At 70.5% G+C, this 18,306-nt stretch carries 18 protein-coding genes; 7 read left to right on the forward strand and 11 right to left on the reverse strand.

The window, feature by feature from the left end; genetic code table 11:
* Positions 1–273 precede the first annotated feature (273 nt).
* The gene (locus ACZ7NC_RS06655; RefSeq protein ID WP_471485505.1) at positions 274–1,326 is read right to left on the reverse strand and encodes an aspartate-semialdehyde dehydrogenase; all 1,053 of its coding nucleotides are present in this window, start codon (positions 1,324–1,326) and stop codon (positions 274–276) included.
* On the reverse strand, positions 1,323–2,600 hold the full coding sequence (locus tag ACZ7NC_RS06660) for an aspartate kinase (protein ID WP_471485507.1): 1,278 nt from the start codon (positions 2,598–2,600) through the stop codon (positions 1,323–1,325). Before ACZ7NC_RS06660 ends, ACZ7NC_RS06655 begins: the two co-directional genes overlap by 4 nt.
* A gap of 290 nt (positions 2,601–2,890) precedes the next feature.
* Here ACZ7NC_RS06660 and ACZ7NC_RS06665 point away from each other — a divergent pair, with 290 nt between their 5' ends.
* The 4 genes from ACZ7NC_RS06665 to ACZ7NC_RS06680 all read left to right on the forward strand — a co-directional run bounded on the left by ACZ7NC_RS06665 (position 2,891) and on the right by ACZ7NC_RS06680 (position 6,968).
* Positions 2,891–3,637, forward strand: coding sequence for a cyclodityrosine synthase (locus ACZ7NC_RS06665; RefSeq protein ID WP_471485509.1), 747 nt, complete (start codon positions 2,891–2,893; stop codon positions 3,635–3,637).
* Positions 3,627–4,814: a cytochrome P450 gene (locus ACZ7NC_RS06670; RefSeq protein WP_471485510.1), complete on the forward strand. Its 1,188-nt coding sequence runs from the start codon at positions 3,627–3,629 to the stop codon at positions 4,812–4,814. Before ACZ7NC_RS06665 ends, ACZ7NC_RS06670 begins: the two co-directional genes overlap by 11 nt.
* Positions 4,815–4,893: 79 nt before the next feature.
* A complete protein-coding gene (locus tag ACZ7NC_RS06675; protein ID WP_471485511.1) occupies positions 4,894–5,586 on the forward strand; it encodes a response regulator transcription factor in 693 nt (230 codons plus the stop codon).
* A complete protein-coding gene (locus tag ACZ7NC_RS06680) occupies positions 5,583–6,968 on the forward strand; it encodes a sensor histidine kinase (protein ID WP_471485513.1) in 1,386 nt (461 codons plus the stop codon). Before ACZ7NC_RS06675 ends, ACZ7NC_RS06680 begins: the two co-directional genes overlap by 4 nt.
* Here ACZ7NC_RS06680 and ACZ7NC_RS06685 read toward each other — a convergent pair.
* Together ACZ7NC_RS06685 and ACZ7NC_RS06690 are read right to left on the reverse strand one after the other, a co-directional pair.
* A complete protein-coding gene (locus ACZ7NC_RS06685; RefSeq protein WP_471485515.1) occupies positions 6,934–7,449 on the reverse strand; it encodes an SgcJ/EcaC family oxidoreductase in 516 nt (171 codons plus the stop codon). The two genes, ACZ7NC_RS06680 and ACZ7NC_RS06685, sit on opposite strands and share 35 nt — an antisense overlap.
* A gap of 273 nt (positions 7,450–7,722) precedes the next feature.
* Positions 7,723–8,139 carry an SsgA family sporulation/cell division regulator gene (locus tag ACZ7NC_RS06690; protein WP_471485516.1) on the reverse strand — a complete coding sequence of 139 codons (417 nt, stop codon included), beginning with the start codon at positions 8,137–8,139 and terminating at the stop codon, positions 7,723–7,725.
* A 187-nt stretch (positions 8,140–8,326) separates the two neighbouring features.
* Between ACZ7NC_RS06690 and ACZ7NC_RS06695 the strand changes: the two genes are divergently transcribed.
* Positions 8,327–9,163, forward strand: coding sequence for a PhzF family phenazine biosynthesis protein (locus ACZ7NC_RS06695; RefSeq protein ID WP_471485517.1), 837 nt, complete (start codon positions 8,327–8,329; stop codon positions 9,161–9,163).
* Positions 9,164–9,170: 7 nt separating this feature from the next.
* Here the strand turns inward: ACZ7NC_RS06695 and ACZ7NC_RS06700 are convergent, their stop codons facing one another.
* The 3 genes from ACZ7NC_RS06700 to ACZ7NC_RS06710 form a co-directional block, all read right to left on the reverse strand.
* Positions 9,171–9,833 (reverse strand): DUF5063 domain-containing protein, encoded by a 663-nt coding sequence (locus tag ACZ7NC_RS06700; RefSeq protein ID WP_471485518.1) that lies wholly within the window; start codon positions 9,831–9,833, stop codon positions 9,171–9,173.
* Positions 9,826–10,425, reverse strand: a complete 600-nt coding sequence (gene recR / locus ACZ7NC_RS06705; RefSeq protein ID WP_062697763.1) for a recombination mediator RecR — start codon at positions 10,423–10,425, stop codon at positions 9,826–9,828. The genes ACZ7NC_RS06700 and recR overlap by 8 nt, the downstream gene beginning before the upstream one ends.
* A gap of 92 nt (positions 10,426–10,517) precedes the next feature.
* A complete protein-coding gene (locus tag ACZ7NC_RS06710; protein ID WP_471485520.1) occupies positions 10,518–10,862 on the reverse strand; it encodes a YbaB/EbfC family nucleoid-associated protein in 345 nt (114 codons plus the stop codon).
* A gap of 291 nt (positions 10,863–11,153) precedes the next feature.
* On the opposite strand from ACZ7NC_RS06710, the gene ACZ7NC_RS06715 reads away from it, so the two are divergent.
* Complete coding sequence (locus ACZ7NC_RS06715; protein ID WP_471485521.1) at positions 11,154–11,906, forward strand: SLATT domain-containing protein; 753 nt, start codon at positions 11,154–11,156, stop codon at positions 11,904–11,906.
* Positions 11,907–11,969: 63 nt separating this feature from the next.
* Here the strand turns inward: ACZ7NC_RS06715 and ACZ7NC_RS06720 are convergent, their stop codons facing one another.
* From ACZ7NC_RS06720 to ACZ7NC_RS06735, 4 genes are all read right to left on the reverse strand, one after another.
* Complete coding sequence (locus ACZ7NC_RS06720; protein WP_471485829.1) at positions 11,970–13,508, reverse strand: PstS family phosphate ABC transporter substrate-binding protein; 1,539 nt, start codon at positions 13,506–13,508, stop codon at positions 11,970–11,972.
* Between the two features lie 128 nt (positions 13,509–13,636).
* Positions 13,637–15,592, reverse strand: a complete 1,956-nt coding sequence (locus ACZ7NC_RS06725; RefSeq protein ID WP_471485522.1) for a serine/threonine-protein kinase — start codon at positions 15,590–15,592, stop codon at positions 13,637–13,639.
* 78 nt (positions 15,593–15,670) lie between these two features.
* Complete coding sequence (locus ACZ7NC_RS06730) at positions 15,671–16,129, reverse strand: MarR family winged helix-turn-helix transcriptional regulator (RefSeq protein WP_471485524.1); 459 nt, start codon at positions 16,127–16,129, stop codon at positions 15,671–15,673.
* The gene (locus ACZ7NC_RS06735; protein ID WP_471485525.1) at positions 16,126–16,728 is read right to left on the reverse strand and encodes a type 1 glutamine amidotransferase family protein; all 603 of its coding nucleotides are present in this window, start codon (positions 16,726–16,728) and stop codon (positions 16,126–16,128) included. The genes ACZ7NC_RS06730 and ACZ7NC_RS06735 overlap by 4 nt, the downstream gene beginning before the upstream one ends.
* A 194-nt stretch (positions 16,729–16,922) precedes the next feature.
* Here ACZ7NC_RS06735 and ACZ7NC_RS06740 point away from each other — a divergent pair, with 194 nt between their 5' ends.
* Positions 16,923–18,278 carry an aminotransferase class III-fold pyridoxal phosphate-dependent enzyme gene (locus tag ACZ7NC_RS06740; protein ID WP_471485527.1) on the forward strand — a complete coding sequence of 452 codons (1,356 nt, stop codon included), beginning with the start codon at positions 16,923–16,925 and terminating at the stop codon, positions 18,276–18,278.
* Positions 18,279–18,306: the final 28 nt, after the last annotated feature.

Consider the following 18,306-nt stretch of genomic DNA (forward strand, 5'->3'; position numbering starts at 1 on the left):
ACCCGCTCTTCCCTTATGTCCCATATGAACGGGCGTCCCCACGCCCTGCCCATTTGGCGTCCCCACGCCAGAAAAACGCGTCTCCATGCCCCATAAGGGCGACCGCAAAGACGCTCCCCGCCCTGCAAGCGGTTGCAGAGCGGGGAGGAAAATCTTCAGCTGCCGACCTGGCCCGGTTCAAGTGGTCCGGACCATCGATCGGCTCACATTTCTCACACAGATCCTACAAACGATCCAGCCGAAGCCCAGGAGATTTCCGGCACCACGGGCGGTTCACGAAAACTCCGCCGCCACGAGCTCCGCGATCTGCGCGGTGTTGAGCGCCGCGCCCTTGCGCAGATTGTCGCCGCAGACGAACAGTTCGAGCGCCGTCGGATCGTCGAGCGCGCGCCGCACCCGGCCGACCCAGGTCGGATCCGTGCCCACGACATCGGCGGGCGTCGGGAACTCACCGGCCGCGGGGTCGTCGTAGAGCACGACCCCCGGTGCGGTGGCCAGGATCTCGCGCGCCTTGGCGACCGTGACCTCGTTCTCGAAGCGGGCGTGCAGGGTCAGTGAGTGCCCGGTCAGCACCGGCACCCGTACACAGGTGACCGCGACCGGCAGCTTGGGCAGCCCGAGGATCTTGCGGGACTCGTCCCGTACCTTCATCTCCTCCGAGGACCAGCCGTCCTCGCGCAGCGACCCGGCCCACGGCACGACGTTCAGCGCGACCGGCTCCGGGAACGGTCCGGTGTTGTCGCCGACGGCCCGCCGTACGTCACCGGGGCCGGTCCCCAGTTCGGTGCCGGCGACCAGGGACAGCTGCTGCCTGAGCGTCTCCACACCGGCGCGCCCGGCCCCGCTCACCGCCTGGTACGAGGACACGACCAGCCCCCGCAGCCCGAACTCGGCATGCAGCGCGCCCAGCGCCACGATCATCGAGAGGGTCGTGCAGTTGGGGTTGGCGACGATCCCGCGCGGCCGCATCCGGACCGTGTGCGGATTGACCTCGGGCACGACCAGGGGCACCTCCGGGTTCATCCGGAAGGCGCCCGAGTTGTCCACCACCACCGCGCCCTTGGCGGCGGCGATCGGCGCCCAGCGGGCGGCCACCTCGTCCGGTACGTCGAACATCGCGATGTCGACCCCGGCGAAGGCCTCCTCGGTGAGCGCCACCACCTCGACCTCCTCGCCGCGCACGGCCAGCTTGCGGCCGGCCGAGCGCGGCGAGGCGATCAGACGGATCTCACCCCAGATGTCCGCACGCTGGGACAGGATCTGGAGCATGACCGAGCCCACGGCCCCGGTCGCTCCCACGACCGCGAGCGTCGGTCGTCGGGTCATCGCCCGGTGCCCCCGTACACCACAGCCTCGTCGCTGTCGGAGTCGAGCCCGAAGGCGGAGTGCACGGCGCGTACGGCCTCGTTGACGTCGTCGGCGCGGGTGACGACCGAGATACGGATCTCGGAGGTCGAGATCAGCTCGATGTTCACACCGGCGTCGGACAGCGCCTTGAAGAAGTCGGCCGTGACGCCCGGGTTCGTCTTCATACCCGCGCCGACCAGGGAGATCTTGCCGATCTGGTCGTCGTAGCGCAGCGAGTCGAAGCCGATGCCGCCCTTGTTCTTCTCCAGGGCGTCGATGGCCTTGCGGCCCTCGGACTTCGGCAGCGTGAAGGAGATGTCCGTCAGGCCGGTGGACGCGGCGGACACGTTCTGCACGATCATGTCGATGTTGATCTCGGCGTCGGAGATCGTCCGGAAGATCGCGGCGGCCTCGCCCGGCTTGTCCGGCACACCGACGACCGTGACCTTGGCCTCGGAGGTGTCATGCGCGACACCGGAGATGATGGCCTGCTCCACGTGCTTTACCCCTTGCTCGATCGGCTCGCTGCTGACCCACGTGCCCTGAAGCCCGCTGAAGCTGGACCGGACGTGGATCGGGATGTTGTAGCGACGGGCGTACTCCACACAGCGGTGGAGCAGCACCTTCGAGCCGGACGCGGCCAGCTCCAGCATGTCCTCGAAGGAGATCCAGTCGATCTTCTTCGCCTTCTTCACCACACGCGGGTCGGCGGTGAACACACCGTCGACGTCCGTGTAGATCTCACAGACCTCGGCGTCCAGCGCCGCGGCCAGTGCCACCGCGGTGGTGTCGGACCCGCCGCGCCCCAGCGTGGTGATGTCCTTCGTGTCCTGGCTCACGCCCTGGAAACCGGCGACGATGGCGATGTTGCCCTCGTCCACCGAGGTGCGGATCCGGCCCGGCGTGACATCGATGATCCGGGCTTTGTTGTGGACCGAGTCGGTGATGACACCTGCCTGGCTGCCGGTGAACGACTGGGCCGAGTGGCCCAGGTTTTTGATCGCCATGGCCAGCAGGGCCATGGAGATCCGCTCTCCGGCTGTCAGCAGCATGTCGAGCTCGCGCCCGGCAGGGATCGGGGATACCTGCTCGGCGAGATCGATCAGCTCGTCCGTCGTGTCGCCCATCGCGGAAACCACGGCCACCACCTGGTGGCCGTTCTTCTTGGCTTCCACGATCCGCTTGGCGACGCGCTTGATGCCCTCGGCATCGGCTACGGAGGAGCCTCCGTACTTCTGCACGACAAGGCCCACGTGCGCTCCTCGCTCAGTCCGTGTGTGTCGGCTCAGTCTATCGAGCGTCCGAATTCGACCTTGGGGTTCCCAGATGGTGAGATTCCGGCGCTCCGGGATGGTGTCTGCCCGGTGGGGAGCAGAGCACTCCGGAAAGTGGGACAGGTCACTAGCGAGTGTCACTAGCAGGTGCCGCCGACCATCATGAGCCCATTGACGCTCTCCGTAGTCGCACACTAACTTCGCGTCGTCGTCGCCACACCAGGGGCACAAGGCTCCATCGGGACTTGCGACGCGAAGGATTCCCTCCTTTGACGACTGCGACCGCTTCCGAGATCCAGCACGTCACACCGGCCGATACGGATTCCCGGGCCGGCCTTTTCAGGATCCAGCCCTTCACCCCGCACTGCGAGGTGATCCGAGCCGCCGGCGACCACGCCGTCATCGGCGTCTCCCCCGGCAACAGCTACTTCTCCGCCCGCCGGGTCCACGACCTCGCCCGCTGGGGCCTGGCCCTGTTCGAAAGGGTGGACCTCGTCTACACGGATCTGTACGTGGCCGAGATGTACGCGGCGTCCGGCTACCCGCCCGACGACGCGCGCCGCAAGGCGGTGAAGAACCTCCGCGGGGTACGGGCCAAGGTCCTCGGCGCCGTACAGGAGGTGGACCCCGGCGGCACCCGTCTGCACGCCCACGCCATGTCCGACTTCCGCGGCAACCCGGCGTACCGCGAGATCCACGACCGTCTTGAGGCCCGCCTGGCCACCGACGACGAGTTCCGCACGACCTGCGAGAAGCTCGTCGACTCCTTCCTGGCCGACAAGGCAGGGCGCGCGACCGACGCCCAGCGCGAGGTCTGCCTGGCCTATGTCTGCGCCGAGGCCCCCCTCTTCCTGGACACCCCCGCCATCCTCGGCGTCCCCTCCTCCCTCAACTGCTACCACCAGCTGCTGCCGATGGCCGAGCTGCTCTACTCCCGGGGCGCCGGCCTGCGCGCCTCCCGCAACCAGGGGCACGCCATCGTGACGCCCGCCGAGGGGGCCAACGATGCTCACTGACACCGCCATCGACTTCCCGTTCTCCTGGCGCGGCGACCAACTCCCCCACAAGGTCGAGGAGTTGCGCGACAACACGCCCGTACGCCGGGTGCGCACCATCGCCGGCGACGAGGCCTGGCTGGTGTCGTCGTACGACCTGTGCAGGCAGGTACTCGAAGACCCCCGGTTCAGCCTGAAGGACACCTCGGCTCCGGGAGTGCCCCGCCAGTACGCGCTGACGATCCCGCCCGAGGTCGTCAACAACATGGGGAACATCACCGGCGCGGGGCTGCGGAAGGCCGTACTCAAGGCGCTGAACCCGAAGAGCCCCGGGCTGGCGGAGTGGATGCGGTCGTACGCCGACGAGCTCGTCGACGGGCTGATGGCCGACGGCGCCCCGGCGGACCTGCGCGGCGGCTTCGCCGATCCGTACTCGGCCGGCATGCACTGCCGCATCCTCGGCATCCCGCTCACGGACGCGCCCCGGCTGATGCGGAGCCTGGACATCGCGTTCATGAACTCGGCGTGCCCCGTCGCGGGCGCCCGGCTCAACTGGGACCGGGACATCGCGTACATGACGGAGCGGCTCGACGACCCGGCGACGACGGGTCTGATGGCCGAGCTCGCCGCCCTGCGCGCGGACCCGGAGTACGACCACCTCACCGACGAGATGCTCGCGACGGTCGGGGTGACGATGTTCGGCGCGGGCGTCATCTCCACCTCGGGCTTCCTGACCATGGCGCTGGTGTCGCTGATCCAGCACCCGGATCTGCAGGAGGAGTTGGTCGCGCACCCCGGGAGGATCCCCGCCGCCGTCGACGAACTCCTGCGCATCAACCTGTCCATCGGCGACGGCCTGCCGAGACTGGCGACACAGGACATACGGCTGGGAGACGTGGACGTGAAGGCGGGCGACCTCGTCCTGGTCCTCGTCGAGGGCGCGAACTTCGACCCGGCCGCCTTCCCCGACCCGCACACGGTCGACCTCGGCCGCGCGAACGCCACCGCCCACCTCTCCTTCGGCGGCGGCCGCCATTACTGCCCGGCCACCGCCCTCGGCCGCAAGCACGCCGAGATCGCCCTTCAGACCCTGCTGGAGCGGATGCCGAAGCTGCGGCTGGCGGTGCCGATCGAGCAGCTCGTGTGGCGGACCGGCTTCATGAAGCGGATCCCGGAGCGGCTGCCGACCATGTGGTAAGGGGCTTTTGCCCACGGATCGCCTGTTCACGGGCTCGGCGACCGGTCGTCTTTAAAGTTCAACCACTATGGTTCGCCGTGTGCGCGTACTTCTGGTGGAAGACGACGAGCCGGTCGCCGAGTCGCTCCGGCGCGGACTCATGCGCTACGGCTTCGAGGTGGCCTGGGTCACCACGGGTGCCGCGGCGCTGAGCCACGCCGAGCCCTACGACGTCGTACTCCTCGATCTCGGCCTGCCCGACACCGACGGTCTCGACGTCTGCAAGGTGCTGCGCGAGCGCGGAGACGTGCCGATCATCGTGATCAGCGCGCGCAGCGACGAGACCGACCGGGTGGTCGGGCTGGAGCTGGGCGCGGACGACTACGTCTCCAAGCCGTTCGGGGTCCGCGAGGTCATCGCGCGGATACGAGCGGTGATGCGCCGCATCCAGCCCCGTACGCCCGCCGCCGCCGAGGCCGGCCCCGACCGCTACGGCGACCGCCTCGCCATCGACCGCAAGGCGGCCCGCGTCCGTCTGGACGGCGAGGAGGTGGGGCTCGCGCCCAAGGAGTACGACCTGCTGGCCTTCCTCACCGAGGAGCCCGGGGCGCTGATGTCGCGCGAGCAGATCATGGAGGCGGTCTGGGACGCCAACTGGTTCGGGCCGACCAAGACACTGGACGTGCATGTGGCGGCGCTGCGGCGCAAGCTCGCCGGGGCGATCACGATCGAGGCCGTGCGAGGCGTCGGCTTCCGCCTGGAGATCGTGAACGGCGATAGCGGCGCGTCATGATCCGCCAGCTCATCCGCAGTTACGTGCTGCTCGTCGCGGTCGCCATCGCCCTGTTCACCGTGCCGGTGGCCTTCACACTCACGGACCAGCTGCGGGGCGACACCGCGGACTCGGTCCGGCGTGAGGCCGACACCATGGCGCTGCTGCTCGGCAACGGCAACACCTCGTCGTGCGCGGCACTGGACGAGATGGCCAGGGCGTACGCCGGCCAGACACCCGGCACGGTCGAGGTGACCGAGCGCTGCGCCACCGGTCTGCCGCACCCGCAGCCGGACACGGCCCTGACCAAGGCCCTGGAGCAGGGCGAACCCACGACCGACTGGGGCTCCTCCTTCATCTGGGGACCGAAGCTGAAGATCACGGTTCCCGCCCGTTCCAGCGCGGTGGACCTCGACGGCCGCAACCGGGGCCCGGTCGTCGGCGCCGTACGCATCGTGTACTCGACCGACGACCTGACCAGCCGGCTGTGGCAGATCTGGGGTTTCCGGGTCGTCCTGGCGGTGGTCGTCCTGGCGGTGGCCGCGGTGATCGGCGCCGCGGCGGCGAGGCGTATCACACGCCCCCTCCGTCAGCTCAACGACATGGCCAGCAAGTTCAGCGACGGCGATCTGACCGCCCGCTCTCCCGTGACGGGCCCCCCGGAGACCCAGACGCTGGCGCGCACCCTCAACCAGGGCGCGGAACGACTGGACACGCTGGTCGCCTCCCAGCGCATCTTCGTGGCGGACGCCTCACATCAACTCCGTACTCCTCTCACGGCGTTGCGGCTGTCGCTGGACAACATCGCGGACGGTGTGGACGACGACTTCGTCAAGGAGGACGTGGAGCAGGCGACGGCCGAGGTCGTCCGGATGAGCCGGCTGGTGAACGGGCTGCTGGTGCTGGCCCGTGCGGAGGCGAAGGTGACGGCGGCGGAACCGCTGCCGCTGTGGGACATCGTCCGGGAGCGGCTGGATGTGTGGAGGCCGGCCGCCGACGAGCGTGGAGTCACCATCACGCTCGGGGGGAGTGCCGACGGCCGGCCGCTCGTGCTGACCAGCCCCGGTCATATGGACCAGGTGCTGGACAACGTGCTCTCGAACGCCCTTGAGGTGTCACCGGACGGCGGCACGATCACCGTCGAGGTGGAGCCCAGGGGCGATGAGGTGGTGCTCTCGGTTCTCGACGAGGGACCCGGGATGTCGGACACCGACAAGTCCCGTGCCTTCGACCGCTTCTGGCGCGGCAGGGGGCTGACCGGGAAGTCCGGCTCCGGCCTCGGCCTCGCCGTCGTCAAGCAGCTGGTGACGGACGACGGCGGGACCGTGACCCTCGGGGACGCGCCCGGGGGCGGGCTGAGGGTGACGATCAGCCTTCGGGCATCTTCGAGGAGTGGTGGTTGACGATGAGCCACTCACCGTTCCGCTTCTCGTACTCGTAGGTGTAGCGGGCCTTGACGGTGCTCTTCTCACCGGTCTTGGGGTCGGTGAGCGCGAACTCGTAGACACCGGTGTCGATGGCGGAGTCGCGGTCGAGCACGTTGACGTGTGTGTCGAGCTTCGTGCCGGCCGGCTTGTTCGCGAGGAAGTGCTCGAAGTAGTCGACGATGGCTGCGCGGTCGGTGCGGACCTTGTTGGACACGGTGGGCAGCAGCACCGCGTCGCTCGCGTACAGGTCCGCGACCTTCTCCGGGTCGCCGGTCTGCAGGGCTGTGTTCCAGGTGTCGAACAGCCCGGCCACCTGCTTCTCGGTGGGCTGCTTCCCTCCACCCCACCCGGGCCCGGCCACAGCGGCACCGGCGGCGAAGGTGCCTACGGCGACGACAGCGGTGGCGGTGACAATGGCTACGCGCTTGCCTATGGACTTGCTTGCCCTACGAGTCATTGCATCTCCAGTGCGGATCTGGTGGCTTTCCTCCCTCCGCGTCCTGTCGGGCGCTTGCCTCTGCGGTGGAAGTGACTCCAGATTCGCTGTGCACCGGTTAGGGGCCGTGCAGCGGACGTACAGCCCCTAGACAAGACGGTGCCAATTCACCCTGCGCGTCCGCTCGATCACGCAGAGCTGGTCGCCGTACCGGCACGGGGGGTTCATGAACTCCGCGGGGGGGGTGGGCGGGCCGCCGGTGTCCCTGTACGCGGATCAACCAATCCGCAGGCGTCACACCCGCCCCCCGAACAGCGTCACCAGCCCCTGGTCCAGCTCCGCCCCCAACGTCTCCTCGCCCGGTGCGATCACGGTGTACGTACGGGCGAGGAAGCGATACAGGTCCGCTGTGGCGAAGCTGAGCATGGCCACGCCCATCGGCGAGTGGAACTCGATGTAGGTGTGGGACGCCCCGCACGGGCGGATGCGCACGGTGCCGAGTCCGGCCCGGGCCCGCAGTCCCCCGCCCAGCAGTACCCGGGCGAACGTCCAGGTCACGGCCTCGCCGTCGAGGGTGACATGGGGCGGGAAGTCGATGTGCACGGCCAGCGGGTCGCCGGCCGTGTAGCGGAGCGTGGCCGGTATCGCGAACTCCTGGCCCGCGTCGGTGATCAGACGGGCGCCGGTCGGCTGCTCCAGGGTGACGTGCATGGTCGGGCTCCGATTCGGGGGGCGGGCGCAACGGCCTGGTGTGGGTGTTGTGGTGCGATGCCTGTGAGACCGAGCGAAGGGGCCGTGCATTACGCCACTTCCGGAGGCTTCATGTGTAACCTGCGTCACCTCTCCGGGCCGGAGTAATCCGCTCGCCCTGCTCCCAACTCGCGGCTACGGTCCACGGATGGAGATTTCGCGTTACGTGGCCTTCAGCAGCGACCCCGCGGGAGGCAACCCGGCGGGTGTCGTGCTCGACGCCACCGGGGTCGAGGACACGGCGATGCTGGCGACGGCGGCCGAACTCGGCTACTCGGAGTCGGCGTTCGTGGTGCCGGCCGACGACGGCACGCTGGACATCCGGTACTTCAGCCCGCTCGCCGAGGTGCCGTTCTGCGGCCACGCGACGATCGCGACCGCCGTCGCCTACGCGGAACTCCACGGCACCGGCCGCCTGCGGCTGCGTACCAAGGCGGGCCCGGTCACCGTGACCACCGACCGGACGGCGGACGGCACCGTGACGGCGACCCTGGTGAGTGTGGCGCCGCGGTCGGTGCCGATCGCGGCGGCCGACCTGGCCGAGTTGCTGGCGATCCTGGGCTGGTCCGCCGCGGACCTGGACCCGGCGCTGCCGCCGCGGGTGGCCTTCGCCGGGGCCTGGCACCCGATCCTCGCCGCCTCCTCACGGGAGCGGCTGGCCGACCTGGACTACGACATGGACGCGCTGGCCGCCCTCATGGCCCGCGAGGACTGGACGACCGTCGACCTGGTCCTGCGGGAGTCCCCCACCGTGTTCCACGCCCGCAACCCGTTCCCGCCCGGCGGTGTCGTCGAGGACCCCGCCACGGGCGCTGCGGCGGCCGCGTTCGGCGGCTATCTACGGGAGTTCGGACTCGTCACCCCGCCCGCCACCCTGACCATCCATCAGGGCGTGGACCTGGGCAGGCCCAGCACGATCACGGTGACGGTACCGGCGGAGCCGGGCACGGGTATCGGCGTGACCGGCACGGCCGTACGGATCTGAACAGCCGTCACTGCGCCGGCCGCAGCCCCAGCTGCTCGCCGATCTCCTGCTCCATCACCTGGCCGGCCTCGAACTCCAGCGTCTCGTCGCCCATCACGCCCTGGTCGGTGTCGAGGCCGTCCAGCTCCTCCAGGGGCTGGTCCAGGCGGACATGGGCGAGGACCGAGTGCAGCGCGCGCAGGGTCGCGGAGGCCGTCGAGCCCCAGTTGGAGAAGTAGGAGAACTGCCACCACCACAGGGCCTCGGTGGTGCGCCCGGCGCGGTAGTGGGCCATGCCGTGGCGGAGGTCGGTGATGACGTCGGTCAGGTCGTCGGAGATGCGGGCCGGGACCGGGGCCTTGCGGGGCTCGTAGGGGTCGAAGACCTCGGAGTAGACGTCGACCGGGTCGAGCAGGCGGGCCAGGTTCTCGCGGAGTTCGTCCACGTCCGGCTCCGGGCCCAGGTCGGGCTCGTAGCGCTCGTCGGGGACGATGTCCTCGTGGGCGCCGAGACGGCCGCCGGCCAGGAGGAGCTGGGACACCTCCAGGAGGAGGAAGGGCACGGTCGAGCCCGGCTCGTCGCCCTTCGCGACCTCCGTGACGGCGACCAGGAAGCTCTCGATCTGGTCCGAGATCTGGACCGCGAAGTCGTCCGGGTTGTGTTCGGTCGCGTGCAGCGTGGCGTCAGACATCTAGGAGTCGTCTCCCCTCGAAGGCGCGGCCGAGAGTGACCTCGTCCGCGTATTCCAGGTCGCCACCCACCGGGAGGCCGCTGGCCAGGCGGGTGACCTTCAGGCCCATGGGCTTGATCATGCGCGCGAGGTACGTGGCCGTCGCCTCGCCCTCGAGATTCGGATCGGTGGCCAGGATCAGCTCCGTGACCGTCCCGTCGGCCAACCGCGCGAGAAGTTCTCGTATACGGAGGTCGTCCGGTCCGACACCCTCGATCGGGCTGATCGCGCCGCCGAGAACGTGGTAACGGCCGCGGAACTCACGGGTCCGCTCGATCGCCACGACGTCCTTCGGCTCCTCGACCACGCAGATCACCGCCGGATCGCGGCGCGTGTCGCGGCAGATGTTGCACAGCTCCTCCTGCGCGACGTTCCCGCACATCGCGCAGAAGCGGACCTTCGCCTTGACCTCGAGCAGGGCCTGGGCCAGGCGTCGTACGTCCGTCGGTTCCGCCTGCAGGATGTGGAAGGCGATCCGCTGGGCGCTCTTGGGACCGACGCCGGGCAGCCGCCCCAGTTCGTCGATGAGGTCCTGGACCACGCCTTCGTACAACGGACTGCCGTCCTTCCTGGGGTTCCTTACGGTACGTACGGTAGTTGGCGGCGGCCCCTCTTAGAAAGGCAAGCCGCAGAACACCCGGAGCGTCAGAAGGGCAGGCCGGGGATGCCGCTGCCGCCGCCCAGGCCCTGGGCCAGCGGGCCCAGCTTCTGCTGCTGCAGATTCTGCGCGTTCTCGTTGGCGGCCTGTACGGCCGCGACGACCAGGTCGGCGAGGGTCTCGGTGTCCTCCGGGTCCACCGCCTTCGGGTCGATCTTCAGGGCGCGGAGCTCACCGGCACCGGTGACAGTGGCCTTCACCAGGCCGCCGCCCGCCTGGCCCTCGACCTCGGTCTGCGCCAGTTCTTCCTGCGCCCGCTGCAGATCCTGCTGCATCTTCTGCGCCTGCTGGAGCAACTGCTGCATGTTGGGCTGGCCACCACCGGGGATCACGATCAGCTCCTTGCCTCTGTACGGCTTTCCCGTTCAGCACGAGCCTACGTGGTCCGGGCAGCCGTCGCCCCGGCACTCTTTCGAGTGAGAGGAACTGGAGTCCTATACCTGATCAAGACCTACTTCCGGGCGGAAAAGAGGCGAAAGGCATCTCTTCGACACCCATTGGGCGGTAGGAAGGGTCCGGCGCGTCAGCCTCAGGTGTTGCGTGACGTTCCGTGCGCTGCGGGGGGTCGTACCCGGACGTAAGTCGTACGTGATGTCACGCACCGTGACAGTAGGGAGTGCCGGGTGGGTCAGCCGGAGATGCAGCCCGACAGGTCGCCTCAGGACGGGCGGGGCGGCGAAGGGGCGGCCGGACTGCGGCCGGGCGATCTGACGGGGCGGGCGTTTCCGCTCGGGGACTGGGGGGAGCCGGCGCTGCGGCTCGACGAGCTGTACCGGTGGGTGGAGCGGGGGGCGCTGGACACGGCGGCGTGGTATCTCGCGGACCGGGTGTGGAAGCGGCGCGGGGCGCGGGCGCTGCGCGGCGGGGCGGCGGCGGGAGCGGTCGTCGGGGCCGCGCTGCCCCTGCTGGACCTGACCGGGGTCGCGAGCGGGGTGGCCCCCTGGGGTTATCTCTCCCTTCTCATGGCGGTGGCGTGCGTGGCGATCGACCGCTCCTTCGGCGTCACCTCGGGCTGGATAAGGGACCTCGCCACGGCGCAGGCGGTGCAGCGGCGGCTTCAGGTGCTCCAGTTCGACTGGGCGACGGAGAGCGTAAGAGAGGTCCTCGGCCCGGCCGAGGGAACGGCCGGCGAGGCCGCCGAGCGGTGCCTGGGCGTACTGCGCCGGTTCTCGGAGGACGTGACCGAGCTGGTCCGCGCGGAGACGGCCGACTGGATGGTGGAGTTCCGGACGGGCTCGGCGCCGATGGGGATCCAGTCGTCGGTGGCCGGCGGGACGCGGCCGGACGCGGCCGTGGGGCAGGGCCGCTTCACGGTGCCGCCGCCGAACGGGGCGCGACCGAACATGCCTCGGCAGCGGCCGCCCGAGCCGCGGTGAGGGAGGGGCCATGGTGAGGCCTCGTGAGGACCGCGTCCTGGAGTCAGGGGTGCCGCCCGTGCCTCAGCGGCACAACTCCAGCCCCACCGGCGTCCCGCACGGCAGATGCCCCTGCGTCCGGATCACCTGCCGGCTGCTCTCCTTGTCCAGGTAGGCGAGAAACCCGGCGGTGAGCGAGCCGTCGGCCGCGGTGCCGTACGTATAGGCGTACTCGATGTCGCGATAGGGGTAGGCGCTGTCGCCGCGCTCGATCTCGTCCACGTTCGCGCGGTCGCCGCCCAGCGCCACCGTCCGCACACCCTTGTGCCTGGCGGCGACACTCAGCTCGCTGTACCCGAGGGCACCGGGCTGCTCGGCGATCGTGTCCAGCACATCCCCGGTACTGGCGAGTTCACACCGCGTCACGACGGTGACGGCACCCTGGGGCGGCCGGCAGTCCAGTGACGTGCTCTGCGCCTGCTCCCACCCCCCGAGCACCCGGTCCTGGAACGCCTGCCGCGTCCCCGAGCTGTCACTGCGGCTGACCAGGACGACGGGCAGGTCGGCGACCGCCTTGCCGGCGTCCGGAAGCACCTCGCCCCATCTCTTGTACCGGCCCTTGTAGATGTCGCGCACCTGCCGCACGGACAGCCCGTCCGGCCCGAGATCGATCCCGTCGTTGACGGCGAGCGTGAAGACGGACAGCGCGACCTTCTTCCCCTTCAGGCCCAGCCGTTCGCCCAGCGGCCCGTCGGAGAACGCGATCACCGACCGTGCCCCGCCCTTCGACCGGTCGGCCAGCGCGGCGAGTTCGGCCACTCCCGCCTCGCTGCCGCGCGTCTCGACGTCGATCTCCGCACCCGCGCACTTGCCTTCGTACTGCTCCGCCAGCGTCGAGATCACCGGCTCGAACGCGGTCGACCCGATCACCGTCAACTCGCCCTGCTCGCATTCGATCGGATTGCCGTCCCGGAAGACGACGATGCCCGCAAGCGCCAGGACGGAGAGGGTGAGCAGTCCGGTGAAGACCCGGGCCGGCAGGCTGAACAGCGGCGCCTTGTCGTCCGGCGTCGCACTGCGGTTGGGGTGCACCTCGCCGTCCCGGATGCCGCCGCGCAGCCGGATCTCGTCGCCCACGTCACCGCCGGACAGCATCACCAGCAGCTTGAAGTGGTCGCCGGGGTTGAGCGGGACGCGCGGGATGCGCAGCCGGTTGCCCTCGTAGCCGAAGCCCCGCTGCTCGGTGAAGTGGTCCATCAGGTGGTCGATGTCGGTCGGCTGGGTGACCGAGACGCCGCGGATGGTGCGGTCCGTGAACACCGCGGTGAGGCCATGGGGGCTCGGGCCCGTGTAGTCGTCGCGGTCGATGCTCTGCGAGCCGTCGTTCTCGACGCGCAGAAGTACGAGGGTCGCGTCGTCCATGTCCGCGTCGAAGAGGCCGATCCGGACGTTCGCCCGGCCCGAACGCACGTCGTCGCCTATCGGGTTGTCCATCTGGACGCGATAGCCGATGCGTTTCCTGCGCGGCACGCGCCGCTCGTACCAGACCATGACGCCCGACGCGACCACACCGAGCACCGCAGTGCCGACGGCCACGATGTTCTCCGCGCTCAGCCACTCCACAGTGGTGCCCCCGCCACTCACCAGAGCCAGTGCGGTGTCACCGTACGTCCGTTCGGAGCCATCGTCGGTGCGCGTCCGCGGATGTTCGCCGGACGTTCAACTGCCGCACAGGAAACGCGACTTCACCCTCACTGCCGGGTGTACGTCAGTTTCTCCCCGCTGCTGGTGTTCACCCGCTCCAGCCTGCCGTCCGGCAGCAGCGTGATCTCGGTGGCCTCGCCCGGCGAGCAGGACGTGGCCGGACCGGCCGTCACGGTGGACGGGCCGATCGCCAACGAGCCGGCGCCGCCCGGCGCTCGGGTCAGCGCCGCCTCGAACTCACAGTGGTAGGTGCCGGTGCCGGCCGGGCCGTCGGCGACGAGGGAGAGGACCGTGTCGCCCACCTCGCCCTGCCGGATGGTCAGCCGGCGGGTGTTCTCGCCGGTGCCGTTGTCGATCGACGCCGTCCAGGTGCCCAGGTACCCCGCCGGTACCGCGCCGTCGGCGGGCTCGGAGGTGGCCGGGTCCGGGGAGGTGGCGGGGTCGGTCGGGCCGGCGGTGGCGGGGTCGGTGGCCGTGGCGGTCGGGCCGCCGCCGGCCGTGTCGTCACCGCCGCCGTTCATGAGGGCGTACACCGAACCACCGGCGGCGAGCGCGACGACCAGGGCGACGACGACGAGCGCCACCGTGGAACGGCCGCTGCGGCGGGGGTCCTCGGGCGGGGGCGACGGGAGGTACGGCAGGGGCGGGTCGTAGGGCGGGGTGGGGCCGTACGACGGGCCGGGGCCGTAGGAGGGGGCGAAGCCGTACGGCGGCTGGGGGCCGGGCGGCGTCGGGCCTGGCGGCGTGTTCGGGACGGCCGCAGGGTAGCCGTACGCCGGCTGCTGCGGATGCTGCTGGGGGGAGCCGTAGGCCGGGTGGGCCGGGGTGTCACCAGGGGCGGCGGCGTCTCCGAAGGCACCGCCGGGCGGGGTGCCGGGGCTCGGCGGCGGGGTCGGGCCGGTCCGGGTCGCGGCCACGGTGGGGAGCTGGTCCGGCGGTGTCGCCGGAGCGGCCGGAGCGTGCTCCGGGGAGGCGGCGGGGGTCGGCTCCGCGGAACCGGGCCCGGCCGAGCCCGCCCGCGCCGGATCGCCCTGTCGGCCGGGGACTTGCGAACCCCCCGGCCCCGACGGCCCCGACGGCCCCACCGGATCCTCCGTGTCCAGCAACCGCACCGCGTGCCGCCCCAGCTGCACCACCAGCGCGCTCGGCAGCCACGGATCACGGGACCGGCCGCCGGAGACGGTGTCCTCGGCTCCCGTACGCTCCAGGATCCGGTCCAGCGTCGGCCGGGCGCCCGGATCCTTGCGCAAGCAGTCCCGCACCAGCTCGGCGATCCCCTCGGGCACCCCCTCCAGATCGGGTTCCTCCTGGGCGATCCGGAACATCACGGCGTGCGCGCCGCTGTCGACGGAGCCGAAGGGCAGCCTGCCGGTCGCGGCGTACGCGAGGACCGAGCCCAGGCAGAACACGTCGCACGCGGGCGTGATCCGGTCGCCGCGCACCTGCTCGGGCGCCATGAACCCCGGCGACCCGACGAGCGCGCCGGTACGGGTGAGCCCGCTCTCGTCGACCGTCTCCAGCGCGCGTGCGATACCGAAGTCGATGACGCGGGGCCCGTCGATGGTGATCAGGACGTTGGAGGGCTTCAGATCCCGGTGCACTATCCCCGCGGCATGGATGTCCTTGAGCGCGTGCGCCAGCCCGGCCGTCAGGATCCGTACCGAACGCTCGGGCAGCGCGCCGTGGTCGTGCCCGACCACCTGCTGGAGGCTGGGCCCGGCGACATACCCGGTGGCGACCCAGGGCACCTCTGCCTCGGTGTCCGCGTCGAGCACCGGCGCGGTCCAGAACCCGCCGACCTGCCGCGCGGCCTGCACCTCCTGCCGGAAGCGGGCGCGGAACTCCTCCTGCGCGGCCAGCTCCCGCCGTACGAGTTTCACGGCGACGGTACGGCCCCGGTCCGACCGGGCGAGATAGACGTCCCCCATGCCGCCCGCGCCCAGCCGCGCCAGCAGCCGGTACACCCCAATGTGCTGCGGATCCCCCGGCCCCAGCTTCTCCATCGCCCGCCCCCAACCAGCCCCCGCCTATGCGTCGGCCCCACGATAGTGCGGCATATGGGGAGGTGAGCGGCCCGGTGTCTACGGTTCCGTAACAGCGACGGCGAGGCCGTCGAGCACCTTCGACAACCGTTCCAGAATCCGTACCGCATCGGCGAGTTCGGCCTCCCCGAAAGCCTCCGCCAGCCGGTCAGCGAAGGCGGCGTGGCCGGGGTCGATACGGGAGATCGCCGCGCGCCCCTCCTGGGTGGGCGCGAGGAGCTTGGCACGGCGGTGGGCGGGGTTGGGCCGGTACTCGGCGAGCCTCTTGTCCACCAGCAGATCGGCGATGCGCTGCACGCTCTGCCGGGTGATGCCCATGGCGCGGGCGATACCGGAGACGGGCAGGGGCTCGCCGAGCACCGCGCCCAGCACCTGCCACCACGCCGCCGTCAGCCCCGAGGGCCGGGCCAGTTCCTCGGCGACCGCGAGGAACTGGCCGTTGAGCTTGAAGACACCGAGCGCGCTGCGGCTGAGCAGGTCCTGTCGTTCCCGGCTCACTGCCCGGCCTTCTCGAGCACGGCGTACGCCTCCGCGTCGGAGTCGTGGAACAGCCGGTACCAGGCGTCCAGCACCTCGCCCTCGTACACCCCGAGCAGCCGGAAGATCTCCCGGGCGAAGGCGACCGGCTCGGTGGGACCGGCGGTGATCAGCTTGCCGTCGGTGACGGCATCGGCGTCGACGTACCGCTCGCCGCCGCCGTAGCCCGTGGCCGCGAGGTAGAAGGAGACGGCGCTGGTGTGTGCACGGTCGTCGAGCAGACCCTCACGGGCCAGCCCGGCGGTGGCCCCGCAGATCGCGGCGACGGGCACCCCGGCGTCGAGGAACTCGCGCGCCTTGCGGGCGAAGGGCGCGAGGTCGCCGCTCGTGTCCCACAGATCGGCGCCCGGCAGGATCAGCAGAGAGCTGTCCTCGGGCCGTACGTCGTCCAGGGCGAGGTCGGGCTGGACGCACAGCCCGCCGATGCTCCGCACGGGCCGCGTGGACGGGCCGACGGTGCGGATCTCGTGGCCGGCGCGGGCGAGATACGCGGTGGCGTGTCCCGTCTCCCAGTCGGCGTAGGTGTCGTAGACGGCGAGGTGCACGGGCTTGGCGCTCATGACTGCTCCTCCTGGGGCTTCGCGGGCTCTGACGCCCCCGAAATGACAACATGCTGTCACTTAGGCAGGATGCTGTCAATGATGCTTTCAGTGGAGTCACGCTCCCGCCTGTCGACACCTTGTCGCGGAAACCCCCGGACCACAGACAGGACGCCGATACCTCGCCCACCCCGCGCCCTCCTACGCTCACCCGCATGACCCCTCAGCCAGATCCCGAGGTCGGCGCCGCCGTGAAGGCCGCGGACCGTGCGCATGTGTTTCACTCCTGGTCCGCGCAGGAGCTCATCGACCCGCTCGCCGTCGCCGGTGCGGAGGGGTCGTACTTCTGGGACTACGACGGCAGGCGCTATCTCGACTTCACCAGCGGGCTCGTCTTCACCAACGTCGGCTACCAGCACCCCAAGGTCGTCGCCGCGATCCAGGAGCAGGCCGCGAGGATGACGACCTTCGCGCCCGCCTTCGCGGTCGAGGCGCGGTCGGAGGCGGCTCGGCTGATCGCCGAGCGGACCCCGGGCGACCTGGACAAGATCTTCTTCACCAACGGCGGCGCGGACGCCGTGGAGCACGCCGTACGGATGGCCCGGCTGCACACCGGGCGACCGAAGGTGCTGTCCGCGTACCGCTCGTACCACGGCGGCACCCAGCAGGCCGTGAACATCACCGGCGACCCCCGCCGCTGGGCCTCCGACGGTGCCGCGGCCGGCGTCGTGCACTTCTGGGCGCCCTTCCTGTACCGCTCCCGCTTCTACGCGGAGACCGAGGAGCAGGAGTGCGCGCGGGCACTGGAGCACCTGGAGACGACGATCGCCTTCGAGGGGCCGTCGACCATCGCCGCGATCATCCTGGAGACGATCCCGGGGACGGCCGGAATCATGGTCCCGCCGCCCGGATACCTCGCCGGCGTCCGTGAGCTCTGCGACAAGTACGGGATCGTCTTCATCCTGGACGAGGTCATGGCGGGGTTCGGGCGGACCGGGGAGTGGTTCGCGGCGGACCTCTTCGACGTGACGCCGGACCTGATGGTCTTCGCCAAGGGCGTGAACTCCGGGTATGTGCCGCTGGGCGGGGTGGCGATCTCCGGGGCGGTCGCCGAGACGTTCGCGAAGCGGCCCTACCCGGGCGGTCTGACGTACTCGGGCCATCCGCTGGCCTGCGCCGCCGCCGTCGCGACGATCAACGTCATGGCCGAGGAGGGCGTCGTCGAGAACGCCGCGCGGCTCGGTGCGGACGTGGTCGGGCCGGGGCTGAGGGAGCTGGCCGAGCGGCATCCGTGCGTCGGCGAGGTGCGGGGCGTCGGGATGTTCTGGGCGCTCGAACTGGTCAAGAACCGGCAGACCCGCGAACCGCTGGTCCCCTACAACGCGGCCGGCGAGGCGAACGCCCCCATGGCCGCGTTCGGCTCCGCCGCGAAGGCCGGGGGCATCTGGCCGTTCGTGAACATGAACCGCACGCACATCGTCCCGCCGTGCAACGTGAGCGAGGCCGAGCTGAAGGAGGGGCTGGCGGCGTTGGACGCCGCGCTGGCGGTGGCGGACGAGTACACGGCGTAGGCAGGGGCTGGTCTTTCAGCCCGTCCGG

The sequence above is a fragment of the Streptomyces sp. NPDC111802 genome (assembly GCF_055634335.1).

Coding starts and splice junctions, on each gene's coding strand:
- ACZ7NC_RS06655 (WP_471485505.1), bottom strand. CDS start 1,326: ATGACCCGACGACCGACGCTCGCGGTCGTGGGAGCGACCGGGGCCGTG.
- ACZ7NC_RS06670 (WP_471485510.1), top strand. CDS start 3,627: ATGCTCACTGACACCGCCATCGACTTCCCGTTCTCCTGGCGCGGCGAC.
- ACZ7NC_RS06680 (WP_471485513.1), top strand. CDS start 5,583: ATGATCCGCCAGCTCATCCGCAGTTACGTGCTGCTCGTCGCGGTCGCC.
- ACZ7NC_RS06685 (WP_471485515.1), bottom strand. CDS start 7,449: ATGACTCGTAGGGCAAGCAAGTCCATAGGCAAGCGCGTAGCCATTGTC.
- ACZ7NC_RS06690 (WP_471485516.1), bottom strand. CDS start 8,139: ATGCACGTCACCCTGGAGCAGCCGACCGGCGCCCGTCTGATCACCGAC.
- ACZ7NC_RS06695 (WP_471485517.1), top strand. CDS start 8,327: ATGGAGATTTCGCGTTACGTGGCCTTCAGCAGCGACCCCGCGGGAGGC.
- ACZ7NC_RS06700 (WP_471485518.1), bottom strand. CDS start 9,833: ATGTCTGACGCCACGCTGCACGCGACCGAACACAACCCGGACGACTTC.
- ACZ7NC_RS06725 (WP_471485522.1), bottom strand. CDS start 15,592: ATGGAGAAGCTGGGGCCGGGGGATCCGCAGCACATTGGGGTGTACCGG.
- ACZ7NC_RS06735 (WP_471485525.1), bottom strand. CDS start 16,728: ATGAGCGCCAAGCCCGTGCACCTCGCCGTCTACGACACCTACGCCGAC.
- ACZ7NC_RS06740 (WP_471485527.1), top strand. CDS start 16,923: ATGACCCCTCAGCCAGATCCCGAGGTCGGCGCCGCCGTGAAGGCCGCG.